Origin of the sequence: Mesobacillus maritimus, assembly GCF_019749255.1 — a bacterium.
GTDB lineage: Bacteria > Bacillota > Bacilli > Bacillales > Cytobacillaceae > Mesobacillus_B > Mesobacillus_B maritimus_A.
The window spans coordinates 92,665-108,383 of record NZ_JACWFH010000012.1 but is presented as its reverse complement, the minus strand read 5'-3'; the positions used below and the strand labels follow the sequence as shown (position 1 = coordinate 108,383).

11 protein-coding genes, 2 pseudogenes and 2 riboswitches are annotated in these 15,719 nt (G+C 41.2%); of the genes and pseudogenes, 5 read left to right on the top strand and 8 right to left on the bottom strand.

The genetic code is table 11. The features are described 5' to 3' along the window. Positions 1-445: 445 nt before the first annotated feature. Positions 446-2,047: an acetamidase/formamidase family protein gene (locus H0185_RS10910; RefSeq protein WP_221873524.1), complete on the bottom strand. Its 1,602-nt coding sequence runs from the start codon at positions 2,045-2,047 to the stop codon at positions 446-448. Between the two features lie 634 nt (positions 2,048-2,681). After that, positions 2,682-2,765: riboswitch (cyclic di-GMP riboswitch) on the top strand. 23 nt (positions 2,766-2,788) lie between these two features. Here H0185_RS10910 and H0185_RS10905 point away from each other — a divergent pair. From H0185_RS10905 to H0185_RS10885, 5 genes are all read left to right on the top strand, one after another. After that, positions 2,789-2,911 (top strand): anti-repressor SinI family protein, encoded by a 123-nt coding sequence (locus H0185_RS10905; protein WP_425515821.1) that lies wholly within the window; start codon positions 2,789-2,791, stop codon positions 2,909-2,911. Between the two features lie 741 nt (positions 2,912-3,652). Further along, complete coding sequence (locus tag H0185_RS10900) at positions 3,653-5,383, top strand: carbon starvation CstA family protein (protein ID WP_221873523.1); 1,731 nt, start codon at positions 3,653-3,655, stop codon at positions 5,381-5,383. A 65-nt stretch (positions 5,384-5,448) separates the two neighbouring features. Beyond that, positions 5,449-5,712, top strand: a complete 264-nt coding sequence (locus H0185_RS10895) for a cory-CC-star protein (protein ID WP_221873522.1) — start codon at positions 5,449-5,451, stop codon at positions 5,710-5,712. Between the two features lie 20 nt (positions 5,713-5,732). Beyond that, positions 5,733-6,656, top strand: a complete 924-nt coding sequence (locus H0185_RS10890; protein ID WP_221873787.1) for an ArsA family ATPase — start codon at positions 5,733-5,735, stop codon at positions 6,654-6,656. A gap of 805 nt (positions 6,657-7,461) precedes the next feature. After that, positions 7,462-7,565, top strand: a riboswitch (purine riboswitch). 109 nt (positions 7,566-7,674) lie between these two features. After that, positions 7,675-8,538 carry a 5'-methylthioadenosine/S-adenosylhomocysteine nucleosidase gene (locus tag H0185_RS10885; RefSeq protein ID WP_221873521.1) on the top strand — a complete coding sequence of 288 codons (864 nt, stop codon included), beginning with the start codon at positions 7,675-7,677 and terminating at the stop codon, positions 8,536-8,538. 166 nt (positions 8,539-8,704) lie between these two features. Here H0185_RS10885 and H0185_RS24460 read toward each other — a convergent pair. The 7 genes and pseudogenes from H0185_RS24460 to H0185_RS10855 form a co-directional block, all read right to left on the bottom strand. Continuing rightward, positions 8,705-9,196, bottom strand: a pseudogene (locus H0185_RS24460) (NUDIX hydrolase); the annotation flags it as partial. Between the two features lie 87 nt (positions 9,197-9,283). Next, positions 9,284-9,493: pseudogene (locus H0185_RS24455) on the bottom strand (NIPSNAP family protein); the annotation flags it as partial. 624 nt (positions 9,494-10,117) lie between these two features. After that, positions 10,118-10,261, bottom strand: coding sequence for a YvrJ family protein (locus H0185_RS10875; RefSeq protein ID WP_221873519.1), 144 nt, complete (start codon positions 10,259-10,261; stop codon positions 10,118-10,120). Positions 10,262-10,328: 67 nt separating this feature from the next. Continuing rightward, a complete protein-coding gene (locus H0185_RS10870; protein ID WP_221873518.1) occupies positions 10,329-10,547 on the bottom strand; it encodes a DUF2922 domain-containing protein in 219 nt (72 codons plus the stop codon). A 32-nt stretch (positions 10,548-10,579) separates the two neighbouring features. Continuing rightward, positions 10,580-10,795 carry a DUF1659 domain-containing protein gene (locus H0185_RS10865; protein WP_221873517.1) on the bottom strand — a complete coding sequence of 72 codons (216 nt, stop codon included), beginning with the start codon at positions 10,793-10,795 and terminating at the stop codon, positions 10,580-10,582. A gap of 407 nt (positions 10,796-11,202) precedes the next feature. Beyond that, entirely contained in the window at positions 11,203-12,363 is a 1,161-nt protein-coding gene (locus H0185_RS10860; RefSeq protein ID WP_221873516.1) for a glycosyl hydrolase family 18 protein, read from the bottom strand. A gap of 62 nt (positions 12,364-12,425) precedes the next feature. Continuing rightward, complete coding sequence (locus tag H0185_RS10855) at positions 12,426-15,710, bottom strand: trifunctional glycoside hydrolase family 18/polysaccharide deacetylase/glycosyltransferase family 2 protein (protein WP_221873515.1); 3,285 nt, start codon at positions 15,708-15,710, stop codon at positions 12,426-12,428. Between the last annotated feature and the right edge of the window lie 9 nt (positions 15,711-15,719).

The window sequence follows — 15,719 nt, the reverse complement described above, 5'->3', positions numbered from 1 at the left end:
TAGTTTTGTATTAGGATGCTAATCTTAATGGCAAGAGTGAGAGTGGAGTTGTTATGAAATGGGACGAGGGTCTTTCGATTGTTGCTGGTCGTTCTTCTTATCGGATATGGATTAGCCAAATGGTGTCTTCATGTTTAGGTAAAGGGGGAGGGAACAAGACGATTTGCTGTATGGGTTAAGAATTGCTATGTCTGTCACCACCGAGTTTTCTCGATATTTGTAGATTGAGAAGTTGATATAAATAGATATCATGCCCTTTTGCTTTGTAGGGAAAGGGTTCTTTTGTAAACACGGAAGCAATATTAGCCTTTCTTTATCCCGGGACATGGTACCTGTCCCTCTGTCTCTCGCTAGGACATTCCTAGTTCATCTCCAAAATCGATAAGGGTTGAGAAAAGTGCCAAAGGGAAAGACGGTTCTGGTGAAGGAACCGTCTAAATGTGGCTTATTTCTTTGTATCGAAACTAACGTTAGCAACTAAGGTCTTTCCTGTAGTTGTCCAGTTTACTTTTACTCCAAGCAGGTCATCAATAACGGAAATTGGAACGTGGAGCTCATCGTTGATGACGACTGGAATGGCGTCAAGCTGCAGTTCTTTTCCGTCCACTGTATAGATAACAGACTTTTCAACGAATGTTGTTTTTTGAGATCCTGTAGTTGTCGTAACATTGACAGCACCTTTTTTATGATTGGTTTTCGTTTTGCCTCCTAAGCTCTCAATTAGGGAATCAATCGAGACATAGAATTCATCGTTGGCTAGTTTAGAGTCAATTTTATTTTCATCGACATACACTTCTAATTCTAGATTATCAATGAAATGCCTTTTTTCAATTAATGCATGAATTCCTTTCGTTTTATCCACGACCTGGGACACTTCATAATCGGTTGTAGCACTCATATAGGCCATAGCCGTTGCGCGATCCATTCCAAGCTTTTCGTTTAAAAAGCCTACAGCTTCGCGGACGCTTTCTTTCATCGCTTCATCTAAATCCTCATCAAGGCCAATTGGAATCCAGTAATCTTCTGTTTCGGCAAATGGTTGAGTAAACTCACCGTTGTTCGGAAGGGAAGGGTCATCCTGCTTTACTACCGTTAAACGGAAGGTACCACGTAAAGATGCTTCCCAAGCAGTTAAGGCAACTTCGCCATCCCCCTGTGCAAAGTGAGGGTCTCCAGTGAAGAAGAGGGCATCTTTCACTTGGACTGGCAGGTATAAAGTGGATCCAACGCCTAGTTCATTGATATCAATATTGCCTCCAGTTTCAATAGGAGGAACAGAACTAAGCTTATCGCTTGTATTAGGAGCAACCCCCATCATTCCCATAAAAGGCTTTACAGGGAAGCGAACCTCTCCGCCTGTTTCAATTGGTAATACCCCATAGTATTTTCCGTTGATCTCTTCTAATGGGGTAAACTTCGAGACGTTGTTGTAAAGCTCAGGATGTTCAGCACTTGCGCCTTCTTGGCGGCCTTCGTTTTCAGGGAATTCACCTGGAAGTGCTCCTTTATAGTGGCGGTTCGAAATAACGCCATACGGGACCCTTGGTGCTAAGGATAAAACCTCTACCTTTAACACATCACCTGGTTCCGCCCCTTCCACTGCAACCGGGCCTGTAACGATATGGGGTCCATGAGCATCAAAATCATGTTCGATATCAGAACTAGTTATTTCAATCGCCTCTTCTAATATTTGCTCCTCGCTTATACCAAATTGACTAAAGTATTCAACTGGATCACGTCCTTGGTCTTCAAGGATTCCTTCATGTGATAGAGTGTCAACCGTGATGGTGCTTCCTGAAGGGATGCTCATAATAGGCTTGCTATCACGGTTTGGCAGATGCCCCCATTGCATCGTATCCAATGAAGTTGGAAGATAGTATTTTCCTTCCACCTTATCTGCCGTTGTTGTTTGAAGAATTTTAAAGGACTCCTCCTTTTGAGTCTTAGCTCCGCTTGTAGGGTTGTTTAATACTAGTGTTGCGGTTATGAGCGTAGCTGCAGTTACACCGATGATGCCGATTGTTTTTACCTTCTTTTTATTCCCCATTGTCATCTCCTCTTTCTTCCCTATGTCTTTTATTTTCTATATAAAAGGTAACAAAGGGAGGGAGATGGATTCTATAAGTGTGTGAGGTTTTATTACATAAAATGTGAAGGACGTGGGGACGGTTCTGGAGTTCCATTCGGGAAAAGATAGGTGTATTGAATAACCCACCAACCACTGATTGTGTTGTCAGTTACAGTCCACACACTATGAGGCATTAAGTAAATTGTAGTCCATAAAGATAAGAGGGCCTTATCCTTGGTGGATAAGGCCTTTTAGCAGAGAGAAGTTACTTCTTGAAATGATTCGATTCTTGAATGATATGCAAGAACCTTCCCTAAGTTTCATGCAAGTGAGGCCATTTGGGATGAACTGAAGACTCATAATTAGTAAAATTTAAGAATCAAAAGTAAGGATCATTATAGGGATCACTCTGTCTGGTGATGGGGGGATTTATTATTGGTTAAAACTCGGGAAGTATTAAAGGGGTATTTAAGGGGATTTGGTATTGGGTGACAATTTAATTGTCATAGGGTTTCAATGACTTTTATCAAATGTGGCAGAATTATGTCGAAGGAACACGAACGATTTTCCACTTTGAGTTGGGAATTTTATGGTAAAATACACCTACAAAAGGATTAGAAAAAGGCAAACTTCTCGAAAGATTAGGACGCAAAACTTCAGGTCTAAGGTGAATCACTAGGACGGCTGAGTTGCCTAAAATAGTACATATTTTAGGAGGTTATGATGGTTACAGCAGTGTCAGAACAGGAATTAACCCTAGACCTTGAATGGGTGGAACTCATCAAAGAGGCTTTAGACCTAGGAATTCCTATTGAGGATATCAGAGCTTTCCTTAATCAATGATAATTGGACCTTAAGGGGTCCTTTTTTCGTTCTATGAAGGAAATTTATGTCCTTGTCGACCATTTCCACTCATTGGAAATGCTTCCTTTGCTTTCTTGCTGCATATACCTGGTCGTACCCAATGTTACTCACTCTATATAGAAGAAAGTTGGAAAGAGGACAGGGGGGAGGGAAAGTTTTTTGGGAACATAGGGACTGTTTCGAGATGACTGAAAACAAATCAAATATGAAGACCGATATGTAGTGCTTAAGAAGGTGAAAATTGACGGAGGGGCTTGCTAGGGTGGATGAAGCCGAAATCTAGTTAGGAATTGCCAAGAAACCTTCTTCATAATGCGGATGAAGCCGAAATCTGGCTAGCAATCGGAAAGAAACCCGCTTCATAGAACCGATGAAGTCGAAATCTAGTTAGGAATCAACAAGAAACTAGCTTCATAAGGCAGATGAAGCTTAAATCTAGCTAGCAATTACTAAGAAACCCGCCTCATAGAACCAATGAAGCCGAAATCTAGTTAGGAATCATCAAGAAACAAGCTAACTTAACAGATGCTGAATCGACAGGTTCGATTGGGTTCTTTACTGAATATATAGGAAAGGACCCATGTAAGCGTACGATGTGTAATGAAAAAAGTAAGTTAAATTAACTGAATATTCTAATTCAATACAACGGCTAGTATACATACTAATAGCTCCACATAAACCACCTGTCTACAGAAACATCAAGAATAGGAGGGGATTGGAATGTCTGCCATTTGGTTGGCGGTAATTGGTACAGTTGTTTTTATATTAGGATATCGTTATTATTCAAAGTTTGTCGCAGAGAAGATTTATCGGCTTGACCCAAACTATGTGACGCCTGCACATGAATTCCGTGATGATGTTGATTTTGTTCCTACAAATAAAATCGTCTTATGGGGTCACCATTTTACATCGGTTGCTGGAGCTGCGCCGATTGTTGGACCAGCGATTGCTGTCTATTGGGGCTGGCTGCCTGCACTACTGTGGGTCGTGCTCGGTACGGTGTTTGCTGCCGGGGTTCATGACTTTGGCACCCTTGTCTTATCGGTAAGAAACAAAGGTCAGTCTGTTGGAACGCTCGCGCATAAGCTTATTGGCAAGCGGGCAAAGATCTTATTTTTATTTATCATCTTGATTCTTGTCCTCATGGTGAATGCAGTCTTTGCCTGGGTAATCTCCAATCTATTTGTAAAATTCCCAGCCAGTGTCATTCCGGTTTTTATTCAAATCCCATTGGCCGTTTGGATAGGGTATGCCGTCTATAAAAGGCAAAAGAAAATGCTTATTCCGTCACTGATTGCCTTGGCTGTCATGTACCTAGCTGCCATCGTCACAAGCCGAGTCCCTGCCTTGCAAATTGACTTGGTTTCTTATTTCGGTGGAGAGGAAGCGGTTACATTATTTGGGCTGAATGGTGTATCCATGGCCTTCTTCGTCTGGATTATCATTCTCATGGTTTATTGTTACATCGCTTCGACCTTGCCTGTATGGAAATTGCTTCAGCCGCGTGACTTTATCAACTCTCACCAACTTGTTGTGGGATTAGGAATTATGTATTTGGGTTTATTGTTTTTAAATCCAGATGTAACCGCGCCGGCGATCAATCCGGCGGCGACGGATAAGTCTTGGTTCCCATTGCTCTTTATTACGATTGCTTGTGGGGCCATCTCCGGTTTTCATGGTCTCGTGTCATCGGGAACGTCTTCGAAACAATTAAATAAAGAAACCGATGCGCGGTTTGTCGGCTATCTTGGTGCTGTCGGGGAAGGATTCCTTGCGCTGATTTCGATCATTGCGGTTGTCACCTTGTTTGCAAATGCCGGTGATTTTTCCGCAGCTTACTCAAGTTTCAGTGCTGCAAACGGCGGCGGCCTAGGGAATTTTATTAACGGAGGAGCAAACCTTGCTTCGGGAATTGGTATTCCGGCAGATATCGCGATGACGATTATTTCGGTTATCGTCGTCAGCTTTGCCGCTACGACTTTGGATTCGTCGGTCCGGTTAATGCGTTATATCATCACGGAGCTGGCAGATGAGTATAATTTTAAACCATTAACGAAACCACACGCTGCGACTAGCTTTGCGGTTATCGCAAGTGCCGCGTTAGTGTTGTTGCCAAAGGGGCCAAACGGATTTGGTTCTGGTGGCTATCTGTTATGGCCATTGTTCGGTACCGCCAACCAGCTGCTTGCAGCCATCAGTTTAATGCTCATCTCCATTTGGCTAAAGCGACTTGGTCGAAACTATTTAGTGACGTTTGTGCCAATGGTCTTTTTACTCGTCATGACGGTTTGGGCAATGATCCAACAGGTTGTCTTTGAATGGTCTGGTCTCGGGGCGACAGATATGAACTTGCTGCTGTTTGTCTTCGGTGCAATCATTCTCGTGTTTGCACTCTGGATTACATTGACGGCGATGTTGGAATTATCAAAACGAAGTAATCTCAATAAATAAAGGTATAGAAGGAACCTAGTTAGAGCTAGGTTTCCTTTTTCCTTTTATAAAAGTGGGGAAGGGTTATGAACGAAAAATTTAGCTTTAAAAAATTGATTCAGCTTTATGAAGAAATCATCTCGGTCAACCATCGAACTGAGATTGCCCGTGAATTGCGTGATGAAGATGATTTGTTTTTGTTTCTCTGTTTGTCAGAGACGCTAGGACTGCCGAATCCAGCGTACTACTACACATTAGAGCTTTATCCATACATGCTTGAAAAATTTCATGAGTGGCATTTGCGTATGGGGATGGATAAATCGCCATTAACTGGATTTCGTTGTTGTTAGCTGATAGAAAAGGAGTACTGATCATGATAGACCAGAAAAACGTACTATTTGTCGGTGGAAAAGGTGGTGTCGGGAAGTCAACAAGTGCAGCGGCGATTGCTCTAACGTTAGCCCAGAACAGCAAGAAGACATTGCTTGTTTCGACGGACCCCGCTCATAATGTTGGCGATCTTTTTCACCAGCCTTTAAAAAATAAAGCAGTTGAAGTGCGCCCGAATTTGGATGCAATTGAAATTGATCCTTCGATTGAGTCAAGGAACTATATTAATAATGTCAAAGAAAACATTAAAGGGGTCGTAAGTGCGCAAATGCAGCAGGAAGTGAACAGGCAAATTGATGCCGCCAGCTCTTCACCAGGTGCGGAGGAAGCGGCAATGTTCGACCGCATCGTTTCGTTAATTCTTGATGAGCGTGAGCGGTATGATTGCATCGTTTTTGATACAGCCCCGACCGGTCATACAATTAGGCTCTTAACACTTCCAGAAATTATGGGGGTCTGGATTGACGGGATGCTTGAAAGACGGAAGAAACGAAATGAAAACTATACTCAATTGTTGAACGATGGCGAGCCGATTGATGATCCGATTTATCAAGTACTCCAAACTCGAAAGTCACGCTTCGCTGCTGTCCGGGAAATTTTATTAGACGAAAAGCAGACAGGCTTTATCTTTGTCCTCAATCCCGAACGGCTCCCAATCATTGAAACATCAAAGGCCATTGATATGTTGAAGAAACATGAGTTAGCGGTCGATACACTAATTATCAATAAAGTTCTTTCTGACGAAGTCGATGGGGTGTTCTGGCAGAAACGCAAAGAAAACGAGAGAGGGTACCTAGCTTGGATTGAACAGAAGTTTCCGACCCAACAAAAACATTACATCCCATTATTTCCCACCGATATCCATTCCGTTCAGCTACTAGAGCAATACGCAAAGTATTTATGAGGGACAAGGGGACAGGCACCATGTCCCAGTAGATTCATAGAAGATCAGGGGCGGTCCGGAATGGATCGTCCCTATATTCGTGATTAGAAATCAATCCACATTTGTGATACGTTGCCTCCATTTAACTTAGATAGGTAGGATAGAAGGAAGAGTCTTTGAATAGATAGTGAAGTGTAAATAGAACCTGGTAAATTGCAAATAGAAGTGCTGAATGTGCAAATAGACAGGGGAATTCTGCAAATAGAGGTGAGAAGTCGTTAAATAGAAAGAGAAGTGCAAATAGATCCTGAAAAAGTGCAAATTGAAGTGCTGAATGTGCAAATAGACAGGGGAATTCTGCAAATAGAGGTGAGAAGTCGTTAAATAGAAAGAGAAGTGCAAATAGATCCTGAAAAAGTGCAAATAGACGTGCTGAATGTGCAAATAGACAGGGGAATTCTGCAAATAGAAGTGAGAAGTCGTTAAATAGAAAAAAGAAGTACAAATAGAACCTGGAAAAGTGCAAATAGAAGTGCTGAGTGTGCAAATAGACAAAGGAATTCTGCAAATAGAAGTGGGAAAACTGCAAATAGAACAAGGAACTTGGCATCTTATCCCAGATTCGTCCACATCATCCGTGCTTCATCGATAATTTTCGGACAATAAATCTGTTTCTGTGTATTTTGGTATTTTGTTTAATTTTACGGAAGTTACACCCGTTATTTCATGATTTTTAATACAAAACACGAATAATATGGTGGTTATTAAAATAAACGTTCATATAATTATTGATATTTCATTTCAAGTTTGTTATATTTGCATAGTAATTAAATTAAATAGCACGACTCGTATATGCTCGGTAATATGGTCTGAGCGTTTCTACCTGGTTCCCACTGAAAGAACTAGACTACGAGTTAAAGTATAAGGCTTATTTGCTATACTTTGACTTTCGTAGGTTTAGAGGGGTACCTGTCTAAACCTTTTTGTTTTGGCCAAATTCTCCGAGTGTAACAAACACATTTAAAAAGGAGAGATTTTTATGTTGAAAAAGTTCATTGCATTTGCAGCGATTGCTGTATTGTTGCTTTCAGGTTGCAGTGCTAATTCTCAAATGGAAACAGAAGTCGAAAGTGCACAGAGGCCAATCATTATTCAAGGTCCAATGCCAATCGAGGCGGAAAACTTTGCTGAAAGATTAGACAAAGTGAAAGTGGAAAAGTCAGGAACATTTGTCTTTTATAAAGGGAAGGTAAATAATTATCCAGTTATCGTGGTAAAGACAGGTAAGGGAATGGAAAATACAGCGGCAGCGACTGCTTTAGCGATTGAAAAATATGACCCAATTGCCATCATCAACCAAGGAACTTCTGGCGGACATGACCCAAGTTTGAACGTGTTTGATATTGTTTTAGGGAAAAAGGTAACAAACATCGGTTCATTGAAAACAGGGAGTTTGGGTGAAAATGAAGGAATCGAACCAACGAATTGGATTCCAATGGATTTAATGGCTTCCGAGGGAAGTGCCGGGGAAGATCCTGATGCGGAAAAAATCCGTTACTACGAAGGCGACAAAGAGTTACTTGCAGCTGCTCATGCAGTAAAGGATAAGTACACGAAGGGGAAAATCGTCGAGGGTACCATCGGTTCTGCAGACCTTTGGAATAATGAAGTTGATCGTATTAATTGGTTCCATGAGAAATATGGTACATCCGTAGAAGAAATGGAAGGCGCATCAGCTGCCCAAATCGCTACACAGTATGAGGTACCTTCATTGGTGATTAGAATTCTATCTAATAATAAAACGAATGGCGGTCAATATAACCCAGATACGGCAGCAGCAAACCAAGATTATGTGTACGAAGTAGTGAAACAGTATATATCACAGATTACGAACAAAAAGTAATTCTTCACCGTTAAAAGAGCTGTTTAAAGCAGCTCTTTTTTGTTTTCAGTTTGGTCAATCGAATACCAGAGGGACGCAGGGACTGGCCTTGTCCCTGATCAACATTTTCACGGAGTTTATTAGTGGTAAAAGGGATCCCTTTGGACAAGGAACCCAGCCCTTTTACTTAATGTTCATTCTCTAGTTCATCTCTCTTCTTTTCAACATCCTCATCATATCTTTTCACTAGCTTGTAAGGTCGAACTTGAAAGGCTTCGTATGGAATGCATTTTCCTTTCAATCCATCCAATACCCTAGGAATGAATTTCCCTCTTTTAATGTAGGTAGAAACATTACTAGGGTTGAGGCGAACGAATCGTACATCTTGGGTTTCTTCCGAGGTCGTAAGTTTCCCGCCCATCATTGTCCCTCGAAAAACAATGGCGATGGTCTTTCCGTTTGAATAAACACCTGTAATGCCGGATAGCCTCACCATAATCCCAGTTTCTTCTTTAATTTCGCGGCATAATGCTTGGTCAAGCGTTTCACCATCTTCTACTCCCCCTCCAGGAAGCTCCCATGTATCATTTCTCCAATAGGTTCGAACTAAAAGGACCTCTCCTACTTCATTGGTAATAAAACCACTAACTGTGACGTTTTGTTTTGAAGTTTCGTTATCTCCTAGCGCAGTTAAATCATCCTCGAAGGATTGTAAAAATGGTTTTCCAAAGCGATGTACTTGCTCCTGCATTTTCTTCATTATTTCATCCTTATGGACTCGCTGCAGTATTTTTTGATATTCCTCCGGGCTTGGATATTCCCAGATCACCATAATCTCCTCTGACTCCGTTAGCCACTTGCCAACTAATTTGGCCCCGTTTTTAACCTGAACCGGCAGGAGGAATTTCTCGAAGAATTGTTGAAACTCCTCTACCTTTTCAGGGAGAATTTTGTATGTTTCTCTTCTGTGATACATAACAACCCTCTCTTTACATATCTAAATTACTGCATTGTATGTAGATTACAACCAAGGGTTAACGAGAATGGGGTGCCAGGCACCATCCAGATAATTTCCAATTAGGTTGAATCTTAAGTCTGTTTTTCTAACATTTGATTTGTTGGTTTCTGGGCGTGCACGGGAAATTATATTGGAACAAAAACAGGTCTTATCGGTTCCAACAACAAACAACATGATAATAATTAAAACCTGAGACCTTGTTTATGAACTCAGGTTTTTTGTAACGGCCAGGAATTTGCTTTTACTAATTCATGCGTGAATCATTTTGTTGAGAAACGAGAAAAACAGAGGTCCTAAATACCGTTACGAATGACTTAGTCTGCATTTAACCCCTCATAAAAAAATACTGGAGGGATAGGAATGTTTATTTCCATTGTGGTCCTCTAAGGGGGGAGTAAAGTGCGTCTGGGATAAGGTAAGAGGTTCATTGTCCCAGCCGAAAGGGGATGACTAGAATCTAAGGAATTGTAGTGATTTGTTAGTAGAGTGATACTTATAGCTTACGAAACCTAGGAGTAAAGATAGGATAAGGAAGATTAAGAGGGAAAGGGACCCGGAATACACCCATGTCCCTTAACAACATCAAGCCCGTTCTTTCATTCGCTCGGGCAGGCTCTGGATTGACGCTACGACATTGTCAAGCTTAGCTTCAATTCTGTAAAGCAAGTACAATGTGACGACGACTGGGAACCCTACTTCACTAATCAGTGGGATGAGCTCTTGCATGCCTGTTTCCTCCATTCCCAGATATAATAGAAAAGCCGGTTCCTAGCGGATACCGGCTTTATTGCTATTACACAATTTCATATTCCGTTACATTGCGTTCAACAACGCGTGCGCCACTTACAGCAACCAAATCCCCATAGCTAGAGAAAAAGGCGTTTGACGCCACAATGCTTTCCATTGCCAGCTTAACAGCAGCTGAATCTACAGGTTCAATTGGGTTATCCACTGTAAGGCGAGCGATTCTTCCAAATTCAGTCGTAAATTGCAATTCCAATGTTTTTGCCATTCTATTCACCTCCTTCCTACATTAAAAGTAGATTAAATAATGTCGTGATTGTCAGTGCGTTCCACAGAGCTTACTGGGTACGCACAAAGACTTGCAAGGGCCGTTGCAGCTTGATGGAGCTGGTCAGCCGTTGCCTCTTTACGAACATTTGCATAAGATTTTCCCTTAAAGATGGGTTCTCCCTTCTCATTCATGCCTGTTTCAAACAAAAGTGTTATGCGTGAATTCTTTAACATCGCTTGTGCCATGTTGCTCACCTCCTTTCACTCTTTATATAGAGGGGAAGACGAAAAGAAGACAGGGCATAATGAAATTTTTTGGGACAGGGGGACAGGCACTGTGTCCCAATCAGCAGGCTATCAAAATGGAAAAATAGTAAAGGAGTTTTCAAAGTAATTGATAAGGATGGTAAAGGGGGTGAAGTGCCGTCATTCCCGAAGGAAAATTTTTTTAACGTGGTTCTCTTCTTAGGGACAACTCGTTTTTTTTCTGTTTATAGTAATCTATAAATCTTTCAATCTTCTCACTTAATGCGAGCAAAATGGACCGACATGAAAACCCGTCTAAAACTAAATGTTAGACGGGTTAATATGCATTTCAATATAAGGGTTTTACCTAATATTGGGGCCTGCTGTTAAAGGGATTGATAATCGTGCTACTCTGGTTTATATGGTGTATTTAACGATTCCTTATAATAATTCCACGTAGCTTCTGTTTCTTGTCCTAAGCTCCAGATTCCAGTCCCTTTTAAATTATATTTTTGTACTAAAGCTAATTTAGCTTTTATAGAATCTTTATTTTCGTACCATAATGTATAGGTTCCTGGTGTAAGTATTTTTTCCCACTTTTCTATTTCAGACCAATCATCATTTTCTTCAATGGTAAATGTAGCAACGGGGGATTGAAGTTCCTGATCATATTCTACATACCCATCGTATTTTTCTATTAATTCTTCAACGATTTTTAGCGAAACATCAAGTCCTAGGACGGTTCCATCGTCTTTCCAAATCCTCCCGTAAAAGGGAATCCCTAATAGGAGTTTTTCGGATGGGACGTTTTTTGATAGGGCGTACTGGATTGATCTTTCTACGAATGAAAGACTTGCGACAGGTCCAGGAGTTTCATGGGACTGAAAATGTTCATCATAGGCCATCAACATGAGCTCATCACTTGCTTGGGCTAAGGCAGAATAATCATAAGCCCCATGCCAGCCATCGGTCCATCCTTCAGGATTCGCAGCGACTGCTACTGAAACTTTCTTTTCTCCAGTCAGGCTCTCTCTTAAGCGTTTTACAAGGTCATTATAGTCGGCTCTATCTTCTTTTGTTACATGCTCAATATCCACATTAACCCCATCAAGATTATACTGTTCGATCATGTCCACAACTTGGGAGACTAGTTCTTCTTTGTTATCAAGTGCTGCCCGGGCTACTTCTTTATTCCATTGATCACTTAAAAACGGGACAACCTTGACCGATTCTTTATGCATGGCTTCAATAAATTCGTGACTGATTCTCCGCGTTTCATCCAATGTCCCTTCTGGAGTTAAGGTGAAATAAGCGGGAGACACTTCATCTAGCTCTTTTACCGTGTGTTTGATTTCTTCAGCATAGGCTTCAGGGGAAAGGGCAAGATTCTTATCATAAATATAAGACATGATAAATTTGTTGTCGGTGTTTTGATCCATCTCTTCTAAGCCTTCTTCCATTTTAGATATCCTACTGCTATCTTGATTTGAACAAGCCGTTAGCTGGGACAACAAGGCGATCAACAAAAAAACAAAGGGAACAATCAGGTGTTTCTTTTGAAATGCCATTTGATGGTACTTCACCTCCTAACAGGGTGCCTATATAGGCACCCTTCATGATTGAGCAAAGATTAAGCTCCTTTTTCTACGTTTTTCACAGGAAGCTGAACGTTTCCGGAACGTTTCAACTTGTTCCAGCCAACTAACACTCCTCTTGCAGCGAATGTGAATGACTTCCATACCGTAAAAGTTAAAAATTGACGGTAAACGAAGCGTTGGATAAAAAGTAATAAAAGTGGTCTTGTCTTGACCTTCTCTAGCCTAAAGGAATAGATGGAAACAAGTAAATCTAACGCAAGAAACGCAAAATAGAACGTAAGGATTTTTGGTGTATCTCCAAACAGGCCGATGATAAACACAATATCTGCTAGAGGTGCTAATGCCTGAAGAACATATTGGGCCCACATATTTGGAAGGCCGATGAATCCTAATGCTTTTTGTTTTGGATTAAACATGGCACCTCGGTGTTTCCATAAACATTGCAAGATTCCATAGGACCAGCGGAAGCGTTGTTTGATAAAGCTATTTAGATTTTCTGGGGCCTCCGTATAAGCATAGGCATTTGGTTCGAACGTGATCCGGTACCCTTTGCGTAGAAGCTTTAATGTAATATCCGTATCTTCCGCTAGTGTGTCTTCTTCAAAATAGCCTACTTCTGCAATAGCACTCTTGCGCCATGCACCGATGGCACCAGGAACAACCGTAATACTATTGATTTGGTCAAAGGCGCGTTTTTCCAGGTTAAACCCTGTTACATATTCTACATGCTGCCATAAGGTTAGAAGGTTCCGTACATTTCCAATTTTTACGTTCCCGGACACGGCTGCTACGCGTTCATCCGCAAAATAATCTGCAAGCAAGGAAATTGCGTTAGGAGCAATAGAAGTATCTGCATCCAAAATGATAATAACCTCACCGTCAGATTCAACGGATCCCTGATTAATGGCAGAGGACTTCCCGCCATTTACTTTTGTAATGAGGCGCACTCTTGGCTCTTCACTAAATGCCTTCGCCACAACACCGGACGTATTGTCGGTAGAGCCATCATCAACAACAATAACTTCAAAATTAGGATAGTCGCTTTTTAAAATCGAATGAACGGTTTTTTCGACTACTTTTTCCTCGTTGTATGCAGGGATAATCACGCTTACTAAAGGTGTAAAGCCAGTGTTTCTTTTCCGTTTTTGATGGTTTCGTTTATGTCTGTAACTAAGGAACAATAGTACCACAAGACGCAGGATCCCAAACCCTATCCCTACAGTGAAGAATACTAGACAAAACTTGGTAGCAAAGATATATAGAGAGTCTGCTATTTTATAAAAGAACATATAGCCACTTGCACTCTCGTTCACGGTAGTCATGACGTCACCCCGGCCTTTATCAACCAGGTCAGTAGCTCTGACAAACTTATACCCCTCAGCGCGTAGGGAATCAATTAACTTAGGAAGAGCTTCGACAGTAGTTGATCGATCGCCGCCAGAGTCATGGAGAAGGATGATATTTCCGTTCGAAACCCTTTCTGTGACGTGTTTAACAATTTCATCACTTGATCCACTTTGCCAGTCCCGAGTATCGATGAATGACCCAACCATCGTGTAGCCCATTTCCTGTGCTTTTATGATAGGTGTAATATCCTCTACGTTATTTTCAGCATCAGTCGTATAAGGGGGGCGGAACAAACTAGTTGAGTGGCCTGTTGCTTGTTGAATTAACCACTGAGTAGAATTCATCTCTAATTGTAAGGTCGTGGAGCTGTCTTTTACGATATTCGAATGGCTGAACGTATGGCTGCCAATTTCATGACCTTCTCTATGGATTCGTTCAACGATGTTAGGATAAAGGGCTGTTTGTTTCCCTAGAACGAAGAAAGTTGCCGGTACTTGCTTTTCACTTAAGATATCAAGAATTTCAGGCGTGTAAGCCGGATTTGGACCATCATCAAATGACAATACCACTTCTTTTTCAGCCGAGTCCCCATACTTTTTAATGTAATAAGGGAGTGGATATTTTTCGTATGTTTCTTGTTGAATGAACCCATTTTCATCTAACTCAATTTGACGAAGCCCTTCTTGAGAGTTTGATGTAATCTGGATGAACTCTCCAGATCCTATGCTGACAACAGGGATTGGGTTGTGCATTGATTGTAGTTTCTGAGCATGGCTTTCCATTTTCGCTGTGTTGCTGACAAATTTCCATAAACCAGGATCCTCGTAGCCAAGCTGGTGGACAGCCATTCCTTTTATCCCATGTTCGAGCGCTAGTTTTAGTTGGTTATAGGACGTTACAGCATCCAAAAACCAGATGATGTGCTGTTCCTCGCCTTTTTTGTATCGGATGTAAGGGCTTCTGCTAGCCTCATCCCAGTTTGCTTTCAGCTCTGATGAATGTGCTGTTTCCATCGTTTCATGAAAGGTAACGAATTGGCCAGCTTGTGTGCTGGTAGTAGTCCAATCGTACCCAAAGTTGCCCAGTGAGACGATTAACTTTTCAGCGGGAATCGGTAATTGTTTTAATGTTTCTTGAGTCCAGTGAACAGATGCAAGTGGACCTGGTCCAGTATTTTCGTGATGCTCATCAAAAAGCATGACAATCATTCGATCAACTATTTCTGAAAGAGCTGCATAATCATAGGGTCCGCCAACCGGTGTAACCGTTAATGTAACCTTCAGATTATTCGCGTGAAATTGTTGGGATAACTCAGACATAAAAGTCGTAAGCAATTCTTTATCTTCACCATTTATCCCTCGGAAGTCGATATTAATTCCAGTGTAACCATCATTTATTACTTGCTGATAAAGAGAATGAATCATTGCTTCACGGGATTGGGAAGAATTGAGCATTTTATGTAAAAGCTCTCCATTGTTTGGATCTTTTAAATAGAGACGCGGCATAATTTTTACATTGTTCTTTTTGGCAAAAGCATCAATACTTTGTTCCGAATCCTTTGTAATTTCCTTATCTGACTCCAAGTAATACCAGTTAGGGATCACAACACCGAGAGAATCAATGTTGTTTTCTAAAGATTCTTTGCTTAAATGGTCGTTGGAGATATAAAAGCCGTAAATCTCATCCTTACTTATTTGTGAAGGTGCCTTATGTTTATCGAAAATAAGCTCGGGCATCTCTTCAGCAGAAGCGGGTATTGGCTTATTTAATGGAAGTATATCCTTTGTCTCTTCTAACTCTAATGGCGACAAGGATGGAGTTCTAAAGAGACTTACAACAATTACTGAAACAACAACAGACAGACAGATAAAACTTAGAATGGAAATGAGCCTTACCACTGGCCAACGTTTACCAGAAGAATCTTGAAACACAAAATCTTTGTTCTTTTTTTCATGGGACCTTTTTAACAAAAATACCAC